This is a genomic window from Planococcus sp. ISL-109 (assembly GCF_018613655.1).
In the GTDB taxonomy this organism is placed as follows: domain Bacteria; phylum Bacillota; class Bacilli; order Bacillales_A; family Planococcaceae; genus Planococcus.
In genome coordinates, this window is sequence record NZ_JAGGPW010000012.1 from 20135 (window position 1) to 35209 (window position 15075).

Consider the following 15075-nt stretch of genomic DNA (forward strand, 5'->3'; position numbering starts at 1 on the left):
GAGAGTGGAAGGAGTGGTTGGAGTGATAGAAACAAATTCACTGGCATTAACGGCTGAGAAAGTAATCGAATTTATGGGCACAGAAGTGGAATTGAATGCAGAATTTTGGCAGCTCAAAAAGAAACGGATGATTGACGTGCACAGGAGCCTTGATATGTGTGTCTGCTGGTCACTGGACCTAACAGTTTCCTTTAGAATATTTCGAGATGACCGGAAGGTTGTTAATGAGGCTGAAGTCTTTCTTCTTCCCGAAGAACTACCGATTTTTACACAGGCACTGATACAGCATCCTATTTTATTTCCCATCAGTTATTCGCAGCACCTGTCAATGGAGCGTGGCATGTATTGCCTCCGTTTAAAATCCCAGGAACCTTTCGAAGATTTTGCTGAACGCCTTTCCGAAGCGCTCTGTAGACTGGGATAAAAGAAGTGAGCAGAGGAACGTACGACAATTCTTGGTTTAGAAGAGAGGAGAGAAGTGAAAATGAAAAAGATGGAACAATTGCCTCAACAATCAGTTGGCTATTATTTTTTCAGAGCCAAAGATGTGCATGTTGAAAATGGAGTTGCTTTTCTCACTTTCTTTGTTCGCCTGACAAGAGAAACTTCCTTTAGAAAAGAAGGGGAGGTACAGACTCAGGTTCAGGCCGTATGGGTGGACATAGATGAGGTGAAGTTGGGACACACATCTGAAAAAGCAAGAGCATTACCAGATTGCAAGCAGCGATACGAACTCACACAAAGTGTCTTCTATAGCTTATGTCAATTATCGAAGAGCAGTCCGACAGAGCTTTTTTACATCACGCCCTATCACCTGAAATCCGCAAGCAAGGAATTCATTACCTGAAATCGCATCCTAAATAGCCAAAGCAGATACAAGTGAAATTTATATTTAGCTGTTTTTTTATCAAGTGAGAATTCGGAATAATTGCTCTTTTCCCCTGCCAGCTGGATGACTAATCATTGTAATGAACAATTCTGAGGAGGATGAATCGGATGACTGCTATTTTAAAGGAAGAAACAAGTATGGATAACCAAACTAAAAGCTATTTACAGATGTACGAGGAGTATATCAGCGGCTACAAACAGTACAAAAGAGAAAGGGGTGGTCTAAGTGGCAGGAACAGATTTATTGGCACAGGAAGCAGCGAAAATAAGCAAATTAATGAACGCAGAAGTTGAATGGACTTCGGGAATATGGAGTTTCAGGAAGAAACGAGCAGTCAAACTGGAGAACAGCAAATCCGGTTTTTGCTGTTCGCTGAATATGGAAGTATCCTTCTATGGAATTCAGGAAGGCGAGTCTGCTGTTAACATGGCTGAAGTTTTCCTGGTGTCTGAAGAAGTTCCCGTTTTCACGTCAGCGCTCAAACAACAGGCCCTCTTATTTCCAACAAACTACTTGCAACAGGTGAGGGCGATGGAACATGGGTTGTGCTGTCTGCAGCTCGAATCGCTTGAACCCGTGGAACATTTTGTAGGACGTCTTTTTGAGGGGCTTCTGGTTCTTGAACAGCAAATTCCGGTCATTGCATTGCAAGAAATTCTTGATTTGCCCGATAATTCTGCAGTTATGCACTATTGGCATTCTAGAAAGGGGGCAGGTGCTTGTGTTTGAAGAATATGCCGAAAAGAAAATTGTGGATATGAAGCTGCAAGAGAAGACGCCTAAACCATGGGATCGATACGCCAGCGACTGGAAGGGGACGAAGATGATAATGAAACTGGAGGTAACTGAAATGTTAGCAGAAGAAGTGAATTTCAAGCTTCTGGACTTTGTTCAAACTGCCAACGGAAAATGGCTCTCTATCGGCTTTCTGGACAACGTAAACAAAAAAACGCTTTCTAAAAAGACAGCTCACTTCATGTATGAAAAAGGTCAAATCATAAAAAGATCAGAAGAAATTGAAGGTAAAACTGTAGTTGAGAATTTAATCCATTAGTAAATCAAGTTGTAAAACCATTCCAGTCTGATGAATAGGTAGTCAACACGGATCTCCCATGATAAAAGTGGTTGCGGTTCTAATAATTCAAAATTATCCCCCCCGTTCGGAGCTGGTTTCGTTTTCATAAAGAACCTCACTGAAAAGGAAAAAGGAGAACCAAGAAAATGGCACAAAAACAGGTGATTCCTCAGAAGTCAGTCACTTATTTCTTTCTCAAATCCAAAGATGTAAACATGGAAAATGGGTTGACCTCCATTACGTTATTCGCCAGGTTGGCGCGTGAAATCACTTGTTTCACGGGCAGGGAGAAACAGACTCAAGTTGAAACATTCTGGGTCCAACTCGATGATATAGGGATGGAACAGGCAACTAAAAAAGTAAAGGCCTTGCTAAATTGCATGGAGAAATACGAAGTGTCTGAACAAGTTTTCCGGCATTTACTGCAGCTGTCTAAAAGTTGTCCGAACGAACTGTATGGTGTTATTCCTTATTACTTGAAGGGCAATCGGGAGATGTTCCTCCCGTGGCAGGAGTTGGATCAAAGCTGGCAGAATTGCTGAGCGGAAGCTGTCGGGAGAAGAACTGGATGGACCTGTAGGCCATCAAAAGAAAAGGGAGATGGACAGAATGGCTGTTGGAGTAAAGAATCCTGTGAAAATGGTGCATGTGAATAAGCGACGTCTGCAATCATACGAAGAGTTCATCCAAGGTTATACACAATACAAAGAAGAGAAAGAAAAAAATCCCTCAAAATTACATGGGCACTGATTCATGGAATATCTCCAAGCTAGGGATATGCGCTTGCTGCACGGAGACTTATGAGGAATTCAAGTAGTCGGCACAAAAGAAATAACACCAAATTCTTAAACAGACGATTCGAGGAGGAATAGCTCATGGGAAAATATCAATCTGCGGAAGTACAAGATACATTCAATTGGGAGATGCGTGGTTATGAGGAATATATCGCCGGGTACAAATTGTATAAGCGATTGAATAGAAAGTGGGATGCCATTGAAAGAGAGGAGACCTCAGATGACACCCAGCAAATACTTGGCTAATTTCCGCGATGAGGATGTCTATACGATGCTGTATCTTTACCACAACAAAGACAGCTCTTTGGAAACTATAGAGCGCCGGTTTTCAATCGGACCAGAAGCACTGTTAGGTTTTTTGGAGGGACGCTACCGGGGAGAATGCTATGACAATTACAAAGGCGTTGAGAAAATGCTTCAAGACAGCGTATAGGGTCAGAACAGCTGCGAACGAGGGATCAGAGCGAAGTGCCGACAGACTCGGTTAGGTGGCCGTGCATCTTCTATCTGCCAAGATTTTCACAGGAAAATCCCGTCAATGTTATCGTCTTTCTGCTGGTGGGTTGGTTAGGTCGCTATTACAGAACCCAAGAAATGAAAATGCAGAAAAGCTCAAGGGCTAACAAAAGATACTGAAGGACAATGTCAATAAAATGGCATTGTCCTTTTTGGGGCCAAATAAAAGAGGTAGAATCATTTTTTTGCAAATGGCCGTGTGGAAATAGATTAACTAGAACGCGATGAAACAATAAATAAGCAATAAGATTATTTCATCATAGTATAATTTAAAAAGAGTTTACATATGACTCCTTATCGGAAGAGAAGAAGCTTGAGCCAGAGCTTCTTCTTTTTTGTATGCAAAAGATTACTCCACTAGATTTTTAGTTGAAATTTGGTTTACATATAACCAAAAGTAAAGTATGCTTTACGTAAAGTAAACTTTACTTGGAGGGGTGAGATATGGAACATCGTATAAAGGAACTTAGGACATCATTTGGTTTTACACAAGAGCAACTATCTGAAAAGTTAGGTGTTTCTCGACAAACTATAATCTCGATAGAGAATGGTCGTTATAAACCTTCATTAGAACTTGCCTACAAAATAGCCAAGTTATTTCAACTTCGAATTGAAGATGTCTTTATTTTTGAGAAAGGAAGTGAATAAAATGGAATGGAATCAAATGTTAGGTTTTTTGGGTTTAATAGTAGGAGCTTCAGGAGGACTCTTTGGCCTTTGGTGGGGACGGAAGAAAGCAGCAGAAAATAGAGGGCTTGATGAGAGATATGAAAATATCACCACTAAATCCTTTTCAAGTGCTTGGAAAATTACTTTACTATCCATGTACATTCTATTTGCATTACTGATTTTGGGTGTTCAATTGACTGCTGTGTCACTATTAGGGACGCTGATGTTGATCCATTTAGCTGGTTGGGCATTTTCCACTTATTATTATAATTTCAAATTCTAAATGTAAGAATAAACTTAAAGATAATATTGATACAGAAGAAATGGTTTACATATTGCCGGATTATCGGAAGAGAAGAAGCTCAAGCCAGAGCTTCTTTTTCTGTCTGTGAAAGTGTACTTTTACGAACAAAAAGAGCCGAAGTTACCTGAATAACTGCGACCCTTCTTCTGCTTTAGCGATAGCATTGCCATCTTAATAGACTATTCGATCCAGAGAAAAACAGAACCTCACTCCTTACTAAATTCCTATCCAACAAGAATAAGCGCTTTTTCAATCAATTAACCAGACGCTCACCAATTCTTCCATCGGTAATCGGTGCATGCCAGAAGGATCTTGGTAAGTGATGGAACGGCTATGTTGATCTAATTCCTGAATGATACCGATATGGTAATGGAACCTCCTTTCTTTCCACGACTTCAATTTCACGTGGCACTTCCGTTGGGCAGCCAATACAAGCTCTTCCTCCAATAGCTGCAGGTCAGTTTCATCCAAATCTGGTTTTGCATCATGTTTATCCTCTTCGTACCAAGCGCGGATCATTTCAACATGTTCGGTCAGCATCATTCCTTGCCACTTAATCATTCCCCGGTCTTTAATTTCGCCTTGCACTTTCAGATGTTTATTTCCTTTCATCGTGACCACCTCCTAAGTGTATAAGGAACATATGTTCTTATTATACCGCTAAATTTCCTTGTCTAATCTTTTTTTGGCAAATAAAAAATCCTCATCCGAATAAGGATGAGGATTTTAGCTGATTTTGTTCTTTAACTTTTTGATTAAAAATGATTCTTTCAATTTGTGCGTACCTGTCTCTTCTTATAAAACAGTACTTTCTTCTGTGAAATTAGGAATTTAAATACCAGAAGAAAAGAGACAGTCCACGGACTCCCTTTTCTTTATCAACTCATTTTATATTCGGTTGTCCCTATTAGCACCTAGAAGAGTATTAATAACTGTATTGACCTCTTTCAGCTGATTTTGTTCGAATATGCTTCGTCTTTTGTAAATAATTAGCTCGGAGCAACTTGTGCAAGGGGTCCTTTGGTTTGCTTTGGATGGAGCGAGAAACAAAGGTGGCGTCAATCAGCGATAGGTTTTGAGCTTCTCGCTCTTCGTTTATCTGTGCAGTCACTTTTTGAAGGCTTCCCGTGTAGGCATACAATTTAATGATTTTTTTCTCTAGCGTGTTCGCGTGATACGTTTCGGCAAGTAACACATAGTCCTGTAAATATTCAATTTCTTCTTTCGCTCGGCTAACAGTTGGCAAATGTTTCATGTCGTTCCCCATTCTCCAAAAATTGGTTTTTAATTAGTATAGCTGAATCCGTTCGAAAGCAATAGAAAAAGTTCTGAATTTTCTTTTAAAAAAGAATAAAAACAAGAAGCGGAAAAGGACCAGCCTTTACTTCTTGTTTTTTCTTATTGATTCCCTACCATTTGAATTCGAATGGAATTTTTTCTGCTGGTTGCTCTGACAAATGACTTCTTAACTCATTTTTTTCTTCACCTTTCGATTTCAACTGTATTTGTTTTTAGATTCTGTTTTTTCTTGTCTGCTGAAGGAGCATCTTCTTTGTGAATTTCGGTTCTCAACCGAGCTGCGAACGATTTGATATAGTCATCGTCTTGTTTCAGCAGCGCATCATGGTACCCGTTTTCCAATGTCGCGTACGTCTCCTTGTCCACCAGCTGCTCTTTATCTAATTGGTGGAGCGGGTGAATATATGCGCCCTTTTCGTATTGAGAGCTGATGACCAGAGTAAGACCTGTATCTTGTGGGATGGCCACGGTATAGGCTGTCCGCTCTTCTTTGTACTGATCGAAGTCTAGGTTATTCACCTCTCCGAAAGGCTTGAAATCTGTGCTGATGCCGTGTATAAACATAGCTGGTTCCTCGTTAGTCAATTCTTTTCCGGTATGAGCCTCATGCGCCTTCAATGCTCGGTCCGTAAGATTATAGGCGATATCATCCGCTTTACTTTGCTGCAGCTCCTTCTCTTTTACCTGGTCAAAATGCGAGTCGATTTCGTCGATAAATTCACTGGCAGTACTGCGGACTTCATTCAGCAGCCGCTCCTTGTCTTTTAATTCGGCCCCTTGCGTCCAATTGGCCAAATAGGAAAGCGTGAAGTCTTCTGTATCGATGTCGTACCGGTTGGCAACCACATAGGAAACCATTTCGGCCTGGAATTCCTTTTCGCTCGTCGACAGCTCCTGGGAGCGTTCCGGTGTATGCATCTTGGCGTGCGCCAGCTCATGGATCAGCACGGATACATTTTCGAATTCTGTGTTCCGCGGATTCAAGGCGATAATCTTTTCATTCGGAGCAGCCGCCCCTTTGGCCGTTCCAAGTTCGAATGGCGCTTCGTCTACAATAGTGAAATCCAATTGATACGCGACCTTATTCAATGCGGTCATCATTTCCTTGCTGGTTTCCAGGCTGCCATCCCGGTGGTACTTCCCAAATATTTCAGAGACCGACAGATTCAATTCTCGAGCGTTGGTCTGCGTGTATTCGAATACATGACCGATTTTAAAGAAGACTTTTTTGGACGTTTCCAGTTGCTTTTTATCCATCAATTCTTTTTCCTGCTTATTGGCTGCTGATACCGGCACATCGATGCCATTCTTTTTGAAAAACTGGACGGGCGTCGGGACCAAGATTTTGATTCCCTTCTCCCCTTTCTGGACAGCCGCGCCTTTGCTTTTCCAAAAATTAAAGGAGCCCACTGCTTGGGCTCCCATGAACTGCTTATCGATTAACGTCATATTGCGTTGCGAGTAGTTGTGAAAGTTGGCCATGAATGCCAAGTGTTCCCGCATCGCTTTTTCAGAAACAAAATACGATTCGATCTGCTGATCCATACCCGCTGTCAGCTCTTCGATTTCCTTTATCTTCTCTTCAGGCGTTTTCTTTTTGCCTTTGAATGCCATTCAAGTCCTCACCTTTCTAATTCGACTGCTTTCTTCGGTTCCAACTGTTTCGTCATTGTTTTCGCTTCCACCAAATCAATGTTCCAATCTTTATTTTTCGGTTTCTCTACTTCAAAATTTGTTAGGTAAGTAGACCAGCGATTCACAAACTGCTCCCCTGCTGCATCGTTATCGACCGCAAAGATTACCTGTTCCACGATCGCTCCGCGCTCCTTGCAGTCCTTAATCAAGTCTCGAATTCCAGCGGTAGCGGATTGGTCTTTAAGTCCCGACATGGACAGCAACCGGATATTTTCTGGCCGTTTCAACTCAAAATAACTGAGTGCATCAATCGGGCTTTCAAATAACGCAATCTTATTTGGCGAGCCGATATCCAACCGGAACCCGCCGTCTTCTTTGCTGTTGGCCAGTATCTGTTTGAAGGAACCGCGCTTGTTGTTCATCTTTACGGTGCCTTGCCGATCGCCTCCGACAACCTTGCCTTCAGAATCCTTCCATTTGAAAATGCCGTTCTTCAATTTATCTTCCGCCAGCAAATCATTCCGAATCAGATCAGCTATGATTTTCGGATCTAGCTTCCGCTCATCGGTTAAATACCGAGAGATGTTCTTCTGCGTTTCGACCTCATGATGCAGCGGGTATGCAAATTCTTTTGCGGTGTGCCGCTCCGCTTCTTTGGCAAATGTCTGAGAATGATCTTGTGCATTGACGTCCCGGACGGCATCCTGAAAGGTCAGGTCATAATACTCCCGAGCAAAACTGATGGCACCATATCCGCCCTTGCTTCGGCTGTTCCAGTACCAATGGCCACTATCCTTGATGACAAGTGAATCGTGTTCTGGATGCCGGTAATAATGCCCTTGCCGCTCCATGCTCTCGCCTTTCGAATGCAAGTAATCCAGTACATGTATATCATTGGCTTTTCGAACTTCTTCTCTGTCCACTCGATCCCCCACCCTAATCACTCCTTTTGATTACTCGAAAAAGATCACTCTTTTTCGTCGACTTCTTCAGACGCTCCCATCAGTTCGGGCAACTCCATTTCCGGGAACGTTTCCCGCACAGCCGATTCTTCGATGTTTAAGATGAGTTGGTTCGTGTCGGAATCCACGGGAATCAGGAAAATATTTTCTGTCACCATGTGTAGGAGCGTTTCACGATCGGTCTCCTTCAGCTCTACCTCGATATCTTTACCGTTCACCGAAATCAGGACATCCTTTTCTCCGACTTCCTTGATTAAACCCAGTGTGTAATTGTGGCTAAATACGGCCATAGTCATCCGCTCCCTTTTCTATTGATTGTCTTTCCGTTGCTTCTGTTCGGTGATCCGCGAATCAATCAAATCATCCACCTGTTTTAAAAACGGAGGCGCGTTCATATCCGTCGTCATGATGTGGTCGATGTTCTGTAGCTGGAGAAGCCCCTGCACCAATTCAATGAGTTTTTGCGTATTGCGGTCTGTGTTGTTAGTTCCCAATCGCACTTTTTCGAGTTCTTTTGCGATGCCGGCTCCCATCATTTCTTCGACAGCGGTCGTAACGTTATGTGAAATGATTTGCGATAATAAATTTGCGTTGACCTTTTCAGAAACCAGTTGCTTGTGTTCGTTGACGACCAATTCCAAAGCCCGAGAACTGCTCTCACGCGGCAGCTCATTCTTTATTGCGTAATCCTTGAGGTATTGATGTACATCTTCGTCAATGCGGTAACGGTGCTGATTTTTAACGTGCTGATAGGATTCATCCATGATGCCACACCCTTTCTATCTTTCGTATTCCTGTTCCTGTTGCAGTTGTTCATAAGCTCGCTGGTTTTTGCTGTTTTCCAAATCATCTTTGGCGTAGCGGTTCACCAGATAGACCGCCTTGTTGAGATCGCGCTGAACAAAAAGTGCACTCGGCTTTTTGTTGCTTTTTCTAATCTGCTCTTTTTGTTTCCAGTCATACGCACTTGCTTCTTTGAGGATGGTGTTGCCCATCCGCATATACAAGTCGGTCATTTTGGTCTCGCGATAGTTCTCCGACTTCTCAGAGTTGCCGTACATCCGTTTATGGATTTCAACTTCCTTCTCCAGCTGCTTCTGAAAGTCTTTGAATTCTGTTTTGAAGTTCTTCTCAATATAGAGCGTTGTCAGCTTATCAATCTCCGGCCGGACTTCTTTAAGGGCGTTCATATTGTAGCGCCACATCCGTTTGTCTTCCGGCAGCAGCTGATGAACTTTCTTAAACTGCCGGACTAACTCGCGGTTCATGACCTGATTCTTTAAACTGAGCAGTGGATCGTCCCGCTTGGAATTGATGACCCGCTCCCGGATAAACACATTGAGCTTTTCGTTATGTTTGGAGCGGTCTGTTATTTTGTTGGCCACTTTTGATTTCATGGAATCAATGGAACCCTGTTTTCGTTTGCCCCGCTCTTTGAAGTTCTTTGTCTGCACAATGGCGACATGGACATGAATGTTATCCGTGTTGTAATGGATAGCTCCTGTCCAGATGGCCGAATCAATCATGCTTTCTTTCTTCAGCATGTCCTGGACGGCGGAGCGGGTGGCATCTTGAATCTGCTTATTGTCGATGTTCTTCTCCTCAAGCACACCGCTTTCTTTCAGCCACTCATTGTCAAAAGAAATCACATCCTGCCATAAGACACTCCCGCTCTCCTGTGCTTTTTTGAATTCTTCCTTGAAGTAAACCTTGTCCTCATCGTTGAGGCTATCCTTGTTCAACGTGAAGAGCCCGGTGGACTTCTCTTCGTTGCTCATGTAGTCCTGGTACTTCTCAAAATCATTGGTCTTGTCGTGTGTTTCCGCCCGGTCCATATAATTCAAGTAGTTATTAAATGACGTCCCTCCACCACTGCCAACAATAAATTTTGACTTGATGACAATAGCCGGTCTATTCGTCATCGGCCATCAACTCCTTCAGAATATCGACCAAGCCATTGAGGCTATCCGATGTTTTCTCCAGGAACAACGTATTGACTTGGAGCTGCTTCTCGAAACTGTCTTCCGCGTTCGAAATCATCTCCAGCATCGTCGCTTTTTCAATCAATTCTTTTAGGTAGACTTGCCGCGAAACATTCTTTTTCTTTGCCCATTCATCAATCTTTTTGACCGCATGGGGATCGATATCCCGAATTAATAGGTCCATGTCAAAACCTCCTTCGTTCATTGGTTATCAGAATACTGATATAGGCTAGTGGTGGGTGTAGGGAAGGGAAGAGCATAAGGGAAAACTGCTATCACTTTCAGCGCTAGACCAGGCGGAGCCTGGGGTTTGAGTGATATCATGAAAAACAGCTAAAGGCCTCCATATGGAAGCCTTTAAAAAAGCCGTTTGCCTCCATATGGAGGCCTCTTCTAAATGTTCAAATCGTACTGCTTTTGCTTCAAGCGTTCGACTTTCGCACGAATATTCTTGATGTCGTCGTCCATGGTTTGCTGCTCTTTGTCATAGTCTTCGATGCTCTTCTGCAGCTGGAAAACGTCATTGTTCGTTTCGACTTGTTCATCAATAGTTTGATACAGAAGGTCCACCTGCAGCTGCTCGATCTCTTCGCGAATCTCGCCGATGATGTCATCGGTCATCCGACTCTTTTCTTTTAATTCTTGGATTTCCCGTTCCGCTTCTCCAATTAATTCACCGGTAATTTCCAGGGCATATTCCGTAAAGTTCCGGTCAGGTATCGATTCCTCTTTAACCATTCGCTGGTCCGTATAGATGGTGGAAATCACGTTATCTTGCTCTTCTTCCATTTCACCTTCTGCAAAAAATTTGTCATAACTCTTGTCGCTTTTATTGAACCGAAGGGCGATCTGATTGAAGTCTTTCGGGACCTCCTTGATGTGGATGATATAGATATCGCTTTCGTCATAAATGATCTCTGTCGGCAGCTCTGCAGAAAGATTCTCTCGGCTGACGGCGGTGAAATCCAGCATGGTCAGATAATCCTCTATGCCATTCGTGATTAGCATGATTTCCATCATTTTTTCTTCTTTGTCGTAGGTCCATTCTTTTACCGTGAACTTTCCATTTGCCTTTAGATCAAACTCCTTATTCAATTCGGTTTGGTGAACTGGAATGTCTTCAGCCATAAATAGCTTCGAAGTTCCAAAAAATCCGAACCCCAGGATGAACAGGAAGGCCAGCGTGATGTAGAGATTCGACATGTTCAGCTTCAGGTTCTTTTTTTTCTTTTTAGCCATTTAGATCCCTCCGTACTCATTTTCGAGCGGTTTGATTTCCGCCACTTTTAATTGATTTCCTTCTATTGTAAAGGAGAGTTTTACGTACATTTCCTTTTGCTCTTTGTATCCGGAAGAAAGAATTTCTTCTTCATAGACATAAAACACGATGGCTTCCTTTTCATTTTGGCTATCCGGGAAAACGGTGACTTCTTTAACGTTCACTGCTATTTTTTGTTGCTCTTCATCCATTCCATCCGAAGAATACAAGGTTTCATAGAGGCTCTCAGTCATGTAGTTCAGAGCCAACTTTTTCCGCGTAACATGTGTCTCCGGCTCAGTTTCAAACGCGTATTCGATAAACCGTTGGGCAGTATTGATGAGTTTAGATGTTTCCGGTTCGGGCTCTGGAGCTGCTGGAGCCACTTCTTCAGGATCAACTGGAGCAGTGACTTCTTTGGCTTCGAGTTCTTCCGGCAGTGATGCAATTTCTCTCTCGTTTTCTACTAACTTGCTTTCGTATTTCGCCACCTGACTCTGCGCTTCGTTGCTTTTTCCATCATCTTGAGAAAAACTGTAGAGATTGCCGGCCAATGAAATGGCTAGAAGAAAAGATAGGAGAATCAACAATGATTTTTGGGTAAGCTGCATGTGTTAGACCTCCTTAAATAAGAAAGGAGCGGGATCCATATACCCGCCCCACATCTGCGTTTTGATTTCAAAGTGTAAATGCGACCCGAAGGAACGACCTGTATTGCCGCACATGCCGACTTGATTTCCACTCTCCACTTTTTGGTTTGCCTGGACACTGATGCGGCTTAAATGTGCATAGGTGGAGAACGAGTTGGCGGCATGCTGAATGGTGACGACGTTCCCGTAACCGCCATACGTTCCGGCGTATACAATTGTTCCCGCTTTGACGGAATGGATGGAATCGGCTTCGGTGCAGCGCAAGTCGATTCCGTCATGATGTTCCGGTCCCGCTCCAATGTTTCTCCACCCATAAGGAGAAGTGACATGCAATTTCCGATTAACGGGTGATGCTAAATCTTCTGCAATCATGTCCGAATTCCCCATGCTGGCAGACGGCAAATACTTCAATACGGCGTCCACATATCCGATGTCTCCATAACACGCATTGTGCTTGATGGCTTCCGGACGATGACACTTATAGATGCCGGTATGTGCTAGTTTTTGGTACTGTAATTGTGAAAAAGAAATAGCTAGCTCTTTGGTGTAGGAGCCGCCATTTTTCAATACATAATCGATGAAGCCGCTCCCGAAGTTGTAGCTTTGCAGCGTCAGTTTGATGTCTTTCTCGGCACTCTCAAAGACCGAAACAAAGTGCTTCACGCCATAAGCAATGCTTTCATCCGGATCGGTGATGCAACCAATCGAACCACATTTCGATTCACTGGCTTGCATGGGGTCGTTCCCTTTCCCGCCAGATTCCTGCATTATCAACGCCAGCAAAAGTTCTGTTTGGTCTTCCATGTTGTAGGTAGTGAGCTCGTTAGAAATAGCATCCCGGTATTGGGCCACCTCTGGAGAAACCGATGCCGGTCCAACGCCTACCCCAACTCCCGAAGAGGTATCGTTGGAACTGGAGAACATGGAGAAGAGGCCGGCTGTGAAAATCAGGAGGATACCGATTGCCAAAGCGGATCCTGCAATGATCAGTTTGACTTGCATGCCGATGGGGTTGTATTTCAGCATGGCTAGCTTTAATGCGGTCTTGGCTAGTTGTGCCTTTGAACGGGCCTGCCCCATCTTATGCACCCCCACCAAACATCGCCAGTTCTCGTTTCGATACATCCACTGAAAAGACAATGTTTTTATCGCCCGAGATGGAAAGAACCACCTTCCCAGTTTCAAGGTGGGGAATGACCCGCGTCTCTGATTCTGTCAGCTGACCCTTGAATACATTCTGGATGGCCGATAAGGATTGGGCGTCTTGCTGACCGATAAATTTGTATTGTGTCAAGTCAAACAAGGCTTTGACGTTTTCAGCGTATTCATTATTGGAACCATCCGGTACGAAATCGGAAATGAGATGCGAGGCGAAGAAAAGACCACCGAAATACTTCCGGGCTTCCCGCATGAACTTATTCAGGTAAAGCACCGCCGGCTGAGAAACTTCGCGCGTATTGATGAGGTGATGCCCTTCATCTATCAGGACGAGAAATTTTGAAGCGTCTTCAAAAGCCAGTTTTCCTTTGTTGTACGCATTGAACTGAGGAGCACCTTCTGCAATCATGCTATCCCATAGCATGTTCAGAATGCTGAAGATCTGTGCCTGGTAGATTTCCGATTTCAAGTTGGTTAAATTCCGTAAAGGGAACGACACAATGCCTTCATCGTCGAAGCTTTCGATGGAAGATGTGCCATCAAAGATACTGCCATAGTTGTCCACCAGGTTCGTCAAGGACAACTCGATATTCGATAGCCGCAGCTCCCGCTCCTGCGCTAAATTCTCATGCCGGATCTGCTGCTCAAAATCTTTGTACAGTTCCTTTCTTACTAGAAAAAGGAGGTCTGAGAATGTCGGGTATTCACTCGCTTGAAATTGGGTGATTGGAATGATTTCATCCGGATCTTTAGACCACAATTTCCGTTCCACGTACAATTTCCGCAGCAGGATTTCAAACTCCGTACTTTCGGTCGCATTGGCCTGCGGGTTGATGAAATTATAGAACACACTCATTTTCGATAGGTGCTGTGTAAAGGATTGCGTTTCGTTTGTGGAACCATCTTCCTCATTGGTCACCGTCTTGAATACCTGGAGCGGGTTGATGATTCCGCGGGATCCATCTAATGCAATCTCTTTGCCGCCCATCTCCTCTACGATGCTTCTGAATTCGCCGGTCACATCCAGGATGCGCACTTTGTTGCCTTTACTGGCTTGATCCATCACCGTTTTTTTCAATAACGTGGATTTCCCAGAGCCCATCTTCCCGACCATCAAGGCATTATAGGATTTTCGATTTTTGTCTTTATGGAAGATGTCAAAAACGACACTGCCGTTTGTCTCGGTGGTTCCGTAATAGGTACCGTGCTCGTCAGTCAGGCTGGTGTAATGGAATGGATAGCCGCCGGCAACCGACAAGGCTTGAATCTCCTTCCCTTTTCGCTTGTTGACGAACTGCAATTGATTGTCGTAACTGGCAAAGATACCGGACCACAGATAATCCTGCTCGTTCAGCAAGACCGAGCCTCGGAAGTTCAGGCTTTCCAGTTCATCCAATACGTGCCGCACACGCTGTTCCAGCTCTTCGAACGTCTTGGCCTTCACGTAAGCCCGAAGATGTATCCGTTTCATGATTTCGCCTTTGGTGATTTGTTTGTAGACCCCATCGAGCTCTTCGTAACTGGCTCTGGCATCGATGCGGTCGACGTTGTCTTTTGCCGTTTGGTAGCGGGTATTTTGTTCTGCCATGGATTTATTGATCGATTCGATGATCTCTTTCTTGTCGGCTGTGGCAACGTCCAGTGTGACGACCGCATGTTCAATCCGCATCAATTCTTCGAGCCAGAAGTCGCCGACAAGTGATTGGTATTTATAGACATGAATGCAAGAGACATACCCATCCCCTGTCTTCACATAGCCGCTCTCAAACTTGATGCCACCCTGTGGTTGGATTTTCGAAAGCAGATAGGGATTGAATCCCTTTTCCGCTTTCACCTCGTCGTCATTCTTTGGTTTCAGTAAGGTACTTAAAAAGTTCAGCATGT

Annotated in this window: 22 protein-coding genes; 10 read left to right on the top strand and 12 right to left on the bottom strand. The window is 43.8% G+C overall.

What is annotated here, in order from left to right:
* The first annotated feature begins 22 nt into the window (after nt 1-22).
* From J7E21_RS10075 to J7E21_RS10120, 10 genes are all read left to right on the top strand, one after another.
* Nucleotides 23-424: a hypothetical protein gene (locus J7E21_RS10075; RefSeq protein WP_215107200.1), complete on the top strand. Its 402-nt coding sequence runs from the start codon at nt 23-25 to the stop codon at nt 422-424.
* A 60-nt stretch (nt 425-484) separates the two neighbouring features.
* Nucleotides 485-847 (top strand): hypothetical protein, encoded by a 363-nt coding sequence (locus tag J7E21_RS10080; RefSeq protein ID WP_215107202.1) that lies wholly within the window; start codon nt 485-487, stop codon nt 845-847.
* Nucleotides 848-1114: 267 nt separating this feature from the next.
* Nucleotides 1115-1618 carry a hypothetical protein gene (locus tag J7E21_RS10085; RefSeq protein WP_215107205.1) on the top strand — a complete coding sequence of 168 codons (504 nt, stop codon included), beginning with the start codon at nt 1115-1117 and terminating at the stop codon, nt 1616-1618.
* A complete protein-coding gene (locus J7E21_RS10090; RefSeq protein WP_215107207.1) occupies nt 1611-1943 on the top strand; it encodes a hypothetical protein in 333 nt (110 codons plus the stop codon). The genes J7E21_RS10085 and J7E21_RS10090 overlap by 8 nt, the downstream gene beginning before the upstream one ends.
* Nucleotides 1944-2110: 167 nt before the next feature.
* Nucleotides 2111-2506, top strand: coding sequence for a hypothetical protein (locus J7E21_RS10095; protein ID WP_215107209.1), 396 nt, complete (start codon nt 2111-2113; stop codon nt 2504-2506).
* A gap of 67 nt (nt 2507-2573) precedes the next feature.
* Nucleotides 2574-2714: a hypothetical protein gene (locus J7E21_RS10100; protein WP_215107211.1), complete on the top strand. Its 141-nt coding sequence runs from the start codon at nt 2574-2576 to the stop codon at nt 2712-2714.
* Nucleotides 2715-2839: 125 nt separating this feature from the next.
* Nucleotides 2840-3004 carry a hypothetical protein gene (locus J7E21_RS10105; RefSeq protein ID WP_215107213.1) on the top strand — a complete coding sequence of 55 codons (165 nt, stop codon included), beginning with the start codon at nt 2840-2842 and terminating at the stop codon, nt 3002-3004.
* Nucleotides 2979-3191 carry a hypothetical protein gene (locus tag J7E21_RS10110; RefSeq protein WP_215107215.1) on the top strand — a complete coding sequence of 71 codons (213 nt, stop codon included), beginning with the start codon at nt 2979-2981 and terminating at the stop codon, nt 3189-3191. Before J7E21_RS10105 ends, J7E21_RS10110 begins: the two co-directional genes overlap by 26 nt.
* Before the next feature lie 527 nt (nt 3192-3718).
* Nucleotides 3719-3922: a helix-turn-helix transcriptional regulator gene (locus J7E21_RS10115; protein WP_215107217.1), complete on the top strand. Its 204-nt coding sequence runs from the start codon at nt 3719-3721 to the stop codon at nt 3920-3922.
* Nucleotide 3923: 1 nt separating this feature from the next.
* Nucleotides 3924-4226: a hypothetical protein gene (locus tag J7E21_RS10120; RefSeq protein WP_215107219.1), complete on the top strand. Its 303-nt coding sequence runs from the start codon at nt 3924-3926 to the stop codon at nt 4224-4226.
* A 270-nt stretch (nt 4227-4496) separates the two neighbouring features.
* Here J7E21_RS10120 and J7E21_RS10125 read toward each other — a convergent pair whose 3' ends face one another.
* The 12 genes from J7E21_RS10125 to J7E21_RS10180 form a co-directional block, all read right to left on the bottom strand.
* Nucleotides 4497-4859 (bottom strand): YolD-like family protein, encoded by a 363-nt coding sequence (locus tag J7E21_RS10125; protein ID WP_215107220.1) that lies wholly within the window; start codon nt 4857-4859, stop codon nt 4497-4499.
* A gap of 313 nt (nt 4860-5172) precedes the next feature.
* Nucleotides 5173-5502 carry a hypothetical protein gene (locus J7E21_RS10130; RefSeq protein ID WP_215107222.1) on the bottom strand — a complete coding sequence of 110 codons (330 nt, stop codon included), beginning with the start codon at nt 5500-5502 and terminating at the stop codon, nt 5173-5175.
* Between the two features lie 227 nt (nt 5503-5729).
* Entirely contained in the window at nt 5730-7160 is a 1431-nt protein-coding gene (locus J7E21_RS10135) for an ArdC-like ssDNA-binding domain-containing protein (protein WP_215107224.1), read from the bottom strand.
* An 8-nt stretch (nt 7161-7168) separates the two neighbouring features.
* Nucleotides 7169-8116 (bottom strand): DUF3991 domain-containing protein, encoded by a 948-nt coding sequence (locus J7E21_RS10140; RefSeq protein ID WP_215107226.1) that lies wholly within the window; start codon nt 8114-8116, stop codon nt 7169-7171.
* Nucleotides 8117-8148: 32 nt separating this feature from the next.
* Complete coding sequence (locus J7E21_RS10145; protein WP_215107228.1) at nt 8149-8433, bottom strand: hypothetical protein; 285 nt, start codon at nt 8431-8433, stop codon at nt 8149-8151.
* An 18-nt stretch (nt 8434-8451) separates the two neighbouring features.
* On the bottom strand, nt 8452-8907 hold the full coding sequence (locus tag J7E21_RS10150; RefSeq protein ID WP_215107230.1) for a hypothetical protein: 456 nt from the start codon (nt 8905-8907) through the stop codon (nt 8452-8454).
* Between the two features lie 15 nt (nt 8908-8922).
* Nucleotides 8923-10065, bottom strand: coding sequence for a MobP2 family relaxase (mobP2, locus tag J7E21_RS10155; RefSeq protein ID WP_215107232.1), 1143 nt, complete (start codon nt 10063-10065; stop codon nt 8923-8925).
* Nucleotides 10055-10309: a hypothetical protein gene (locus J7E21_RS10160; protein ID WP_215107234.1), complete on the bottom strand. Its 255-nt coding sequence runs from the start codon at nt 10307-10309 to the stop codon at nt 10055-10057. Before J7E21_RS10160 ends, mobP2 begins: the two co-directional genes overlap by 11 nt.
* A gap of 209 nt (nt 10310-10518) precedes the next feature.
* Nucleotides 10519-11364 carry a hypothetical protein gene (locus J7E21_RS10165; RefSeq protein ID WP_215107236.1) on the bottom strand — a complete coding sequence of 282 codons (846 nt, stop codon included), beginning with the start codon at nt 11362-11364 and terminating at the stop codon, nt 10519-10521.
* Nucleotides 11365-11994: a hypothetical protein gene (locus J7E21_RS10170; protein WP_215107238.1), complete on the bottom strand. Its 630-nt coding sequence runs from the start codon at nt 11992-11994 to the stop codon at nt 11365-11367. It lies immediately after the preceding gene.
* A 3-nt stretch (nt 11995-11997) separates the two neighbouring features.
* Entirely contained in the window at nt 11998-13113 is a 1116-nt protein-coding gene (locus tag J7E21_RS10175; RefSeq protein WP_215107240.1) for a lysozyme family protein, read from the bottom strand.
* A gap of 1 nt (nt 13114) precedes the next feature.
* Entirely contained in the window at nt 13115-15073 is a 1959-nt protein-coding gene (locus tag J7E21_RS10180; protein WP_215107242.1) for a VirB4 family type IV secretion system protein, read from the bottom strand.
* Nucleotides 15074-15075: the final 2 nt, after the last annotated feature.

What these genes read in the sequence shown, in the direction of transcription:
- J7E21_RS10110 (WP_215107215.1), top strand. Translation starts at nt 2,979, where the DNA reads ATGACACCCAGCAAATACTTGGCTAATTTCCGCGATGAGGATGTCTAT.
- J7E21_RS10095 (WP_215107209.1), top strand. Translation starts at nt 2,111, where the DNA reads ATGGCACAAAAACAGGTGATTCCTCAGAAGTCAGTCACTTATTTCTTT.
- J7E21_RS10120 (WP_215107219.1), top strand. Translation starts at nt 3,924, where the DNA reads ATGGAATGGAATCAAATGTTAGGTTTTTTGGGTTTAATAGTAGGAGCT.
- J7E21_RS10130 (WP_215107222.1), bottom strand. Translation starts at nt 5,502, where the DNA reads ATGAAACATTTGCCAACTGTTAGCCGAGCGAAAGAAGAAATTGAATAT.
- J7E21_RS10175 (WP_215107240.1), bottom strand. Translation starts at nt 13,113, where the DNA reads ATGGGGCAGGCCCGTTCAAAGGCACAACTAGCCAAGACCGCATTAAAG.
- J7E21_RS10170 (WP_215107238.1), bottom strand. Translation starts at nt 11,994, where the DNA reads ATGCAGCTTACCCAAAAATCATTGTTGATTCTCCTATCTTTTCTTCTA.
- J7E21_RS10180 (WP_215107242.1), bottom strand. Translation starts at nt 15,073, where the DNA reads ATGCTGAACTTTTTAAGTACCTTACTGAAACCAAAGAATGACGACGAG.
- J7E21_RS10115 (WP_215107217.1), top strand. Translation starts at nt 3,719, where the DNA reads ATGGAACATCGTATAAAGGAACTTAGGACATCATTTGGTTTTACACAA.
- J7E21_RS10145 (WP_215107228.1), bottom strand. Translation starts at nt 8,433, where the DNA reads ATGGCCGTATTTAGCCACAATTACACACTGGGTTTAATCAAGGAAGTC.
- mobP2 (WP_215107232.1), bottom strand. Translation starts at nt 10,065, where the DNA reads ATGACGAATAGACCGGCTATTGTCATCAAGTCAAAATTTATTGTTGGC.
- J7E21_RS10165 (WP_215107236.1), bottom strand. Translation starts at nt 11,364, where the DNA reads ATGGCTAAAAAGAAAAAAAAGAACCTGAAGCTGAACATGTCGAATCTC.
- J7E21_RS10125 (WP_215107220.1), bottom strand. Translation starts at nt 4,859, where the DNA reads ATGAAAGGAAATAAACATCTGAAAGTGCAAGGCGAAATTAAAGACCGG.
- J7E21_RS10080 (WP_215107202.1), top strand. Translation starts at nt 485, where the DNA reads ATGAAAAAGATGGAACAATTGCCTCAACAATCAGTTGGCTATTATTTT.
- J7E21_RS10150 (WP_215107230.1), bottom strand. Translation starts at nt 8,907, where the DNA reads ATGGATGAATCCTATCAGCACGTTAAAAATCAGCACCGTTACCGCATT.
- J7E21_RS10135 (WP_215107224.1), bottom strand. Translation starts at nt 7,160, where the DNA reads ATGGCATTCAAAGGCAAAAAGAAAACGCCTGAAGAGAAGATAAAGGAA.
- J7E21_RS10100 (WP_215107211.1), top strand. Translation starts at nt 2,574, where the DNA reads ATGGCTGTTGGAGTAAAGAATCCTGTGAAAATGGTGCATGTGAATAAG.
- J7E21_RS10105 (WP_215107213.1), top strand. Translation starts at nt 2,840, where the DNA reads ATGGGAAAATATCAATCTGCGGAAGTACAAGATACATTCAATTGGGAG.
- J7E21_RS10160 (WP_215107234.1), bottom strand. Translation starts at nt 10,309, where the DNA reads ATGGACCTATTAATTCGGGATATCGATCCCCATGCGGTCAAAAAGATT.